This is a genomic window from Bacillus sp. JJ864, assembly GCF_036963045.1.
Taxonomy (GTDB): domain Bacteria; phylum Bacillota; class Bacilli; order Bacillales; family Bacillaceae_G; genus Bacillus_A; species Bacillus_A pseudomycoides_C.
The window spans coordinates 1-2,382 of the sequence record NZ_JBALLY010000167.1 but is presented as its reverse complement, the minus strand read 5'-3'; the positions used below and the strand labels follow the sequence as shown (position 1 = coordinate 2,382).

4 protein-coding genes and 1 pseudogene are annotated in these 2,382 nt (G+C 33.8%); 2 read left to right on the top strand and 3 right to left on the bottom strand.

The features are described from left to right. Positions 1-76 precede the first annotated feature (76 nt). Positions 77-358 (top strand): annotated as a pseudogene (locus tag V7024_RS21340) (IS3-like element ISBce13 family transposase); the annotation flags it as partial. Here V7024_RS21340 and V7024_RS21335 read toward each other — a convergent pair. Then, entirely contained in the window at positions 324-536 is a 213-nt protein-coding gene (locus V7024_RS21335) for an alpha/beta-type small acid-soluble spore protein (RefSeq protein ID WP_335523637.1), read from the bottom strand. The pseudogene V7024_RS21340 and the gene V7024_RS21335 overlap by 35 nt on opposite strands. A gap of 284 nt (positions 537-820) precedes the next feature. On the opposite strand from V7024_RS21335, the gene V7024_RS21330 reads away from it, so the two are divergent. Continuing rightward, complete coding sequence (locus V7024_RS21330; protein WP_335523636.1) at positions 821-1,315, top strand: YndM family protein; 495 nt, start codon at positions 821-823, stop codon at positions 1,313-1,315. Between the two features lie 35 nt (positions 1,316-1,350). Here the strand turns inward: V7024_RS21330 and V7024_RS21325 are convergent, their stop codons facing one another. After that, complete coding sequence (locus V7024_RS21325; protein ID WP_035431111.1) at positions 1,351-1,866, bottom strand: DUF3231 family protein; 516 nt, start codon at positions 1,864-1,866, stop codon at positions 1,351-1,353. Between the two features lie 313 nt (positions 1,867-2,179). After that, positions 2,180-2,382, bottom strand: a 203-nt coding sequence (locus V7024_RS21320) for an alpha/beta-type small acid-soluble spore protein (RefSeq protein ID WP_335523635.1), incomplete at its 5' end; no start/stop codon positions are given.

Here is a 2,382-nt window from a genome sequence, read left to right as displayed (position 1 = left end):
GTTAAGTCCTTACAATGGGTTTCAAGGAGAAAGTGTCCGTATGACAAATAAGAAATTTAATGAAAAGTTTTAAAAAATGGTTGTTGAATTATATCATTCAGGACAACCTGTCAAACAATTAAGTAGCGAGTATGGCGTATTAGAAGTAACCGTTTACAAATAGATTAAAATATATTCTCCTATCACATCAGTTGATGAAGATGAAATAACACTAGAAGATCTAAAACGAATGAAAAAAGAAATGCTTCGTCTAAAAGAAGAAAATGAAATTTTAAAAAAGGAGAGACGATGTGTCTCTCCTTTTTATCCATGCATATTTAAAGTTAACGATGAACTCCACCGCCAAGTTGTTGTTCAGCCATTGCTACTAGACGTTTTGTGATTTCGCCACCAACAGAACCGTTTGCACGAGCTGTTGCGTCTGCACCAAGTTGTACGCCAAATTCTTGTGCGATTTCATATTTCATTTGATCGATTGTATTCTCAGCACCGTGAACTAATAGTTCGTTACGACTTCCGCTATTATTGTTTGTCATATTGTATCACCTCCTATGTTTTTAATATGATAAAAAGCAATTGAAAATACATATTCTTTTTTTGTTATCAATTTTTTAGCTTATTAAAGCATAAATAATACATATATTTCACAAAATAGTATTGTGTAGGAGAGCGAAATAAAAAGTGTTTGCCATAGGAGTATCATGTATGAAACAGTCCTCCAGAACACGATGAAAATAGGTTGTGCGTTATGAAGGCACAGCCTATTTTTTTATTAAGGAGTTTTCTCCTACATAAAAGTTAAAAGAATGGAGAAATACAAATGAAACATATTGTTGCTTTGTTAATTAAATACACAGCTATTAGTGCTGTATTATTGATGATACTAGGCATTTTCCAAGGTATTTCAATTCCAAGAATATTATTTCTTTCATTGGTAATTACCGGAGGGTCTTATTTAATAGGAGATTTATTTATTTTACCTAAGTATGGAAACATGGTGGCTACCATTGTTGATTTGGGTTTGAATTTTGTAGGAATTTGGGTATTAACGTATCTTGTAAAAGATATAGTCGTAGCTCGTAATATTGGAGCATCTGCTTTTTTTGCAGCTTCGCTTATCAGTGTGGCAGAAATATTTTTTCATATCTATATGAAGAAAGTTGTTTTACATGAAGATGAGGATTCACGAGAATCCACTAATATTAGTCATAATAAATATGCTATGGAGATTTCTGACGAGTATGTAGACTATTCTAAAATAAACAAGGTTCATCTATCTAGAAAAGTGGAGGATGGAACTGATAAATTGAAATAAAAAAGTGGCTTTCAGCCACTTTTTTACTTTTATAATTAAGCTTGTTCAGAATTTCGAACATGTAATGGTGGAGGAACTATCCACCCCTTCTTCTTGCTTAAACGTAGTAAAGTTACTCCTGCTTGTGCTTTCTTCATGTGAAATTGTCCAAAAAGCATGCCTACATCTTCTCGAAGGCATTTTCCCATCACTTGACTACAAGTCACTAGTCCTGCTGCAAGACCTGCTGCAACGGTTGCTGCGATTTCAGCATCGTTGATGCGTGCACCAGGAGGAATGTCTTCAATAGAAGCAACCGGTCTTTCAGGAGGAGCTGGTGGTAAAGCCACTCCATTTACCTTTAAAAGGGTTTTTAGCTCTTCTATTTCAGGAGTCATATCATTCTCAATTAAGTTTTGTAAAAACTTTTTTAAATCTTCATCACCTGTGTGATTCATAAATACTTGATGTCCGGCAACAGCCCCTTGTGCGGCAAGAAGATAACTCCAAATATCAAATACTTCTCCATAATGTAAAGGTTCATTTTGAGGATTTCCACTTAATACACCCATTTTAAAAAGCCTCCCTTTCGAAAATATCATCATAAGTATATTTTTCAATATTGAAAAGAAATTTTTAAGTATGTTTTTTCCTACAAAGAACTTTTTATCATGCATGGGAAACACCTTCCCAACAATGTGTGTTTGTAGTCTAGTAAAGAAATTTGCAAACAAAATACCCAAAGATTATTATGGAAGATTATCAATAATCTTTGAGTGAAAACTTTTTTGCTATGAGGATTTATTTTTAAAATAAATACACATAAGAAATTGTTTTAAATATCTGCTACGACTTATACCAATTCACTCTTATTTATAGTTAAAATTAGCGATTAATTCCACCGCCAAGCTGTTGTTCAGCCATTGCAACTAAACGTTTTGTGATTTCACCACCAACAGAACCGTTTGCACGAGCTGTTGTGTCTGCACCAAGTTGTACACCAAACTCTTGTGCAATTTCATACTTCATCTGATCAATTGCATTCTCAGCGCCTCGAACTAATAATTCATTACGACTTCCGCTATTAT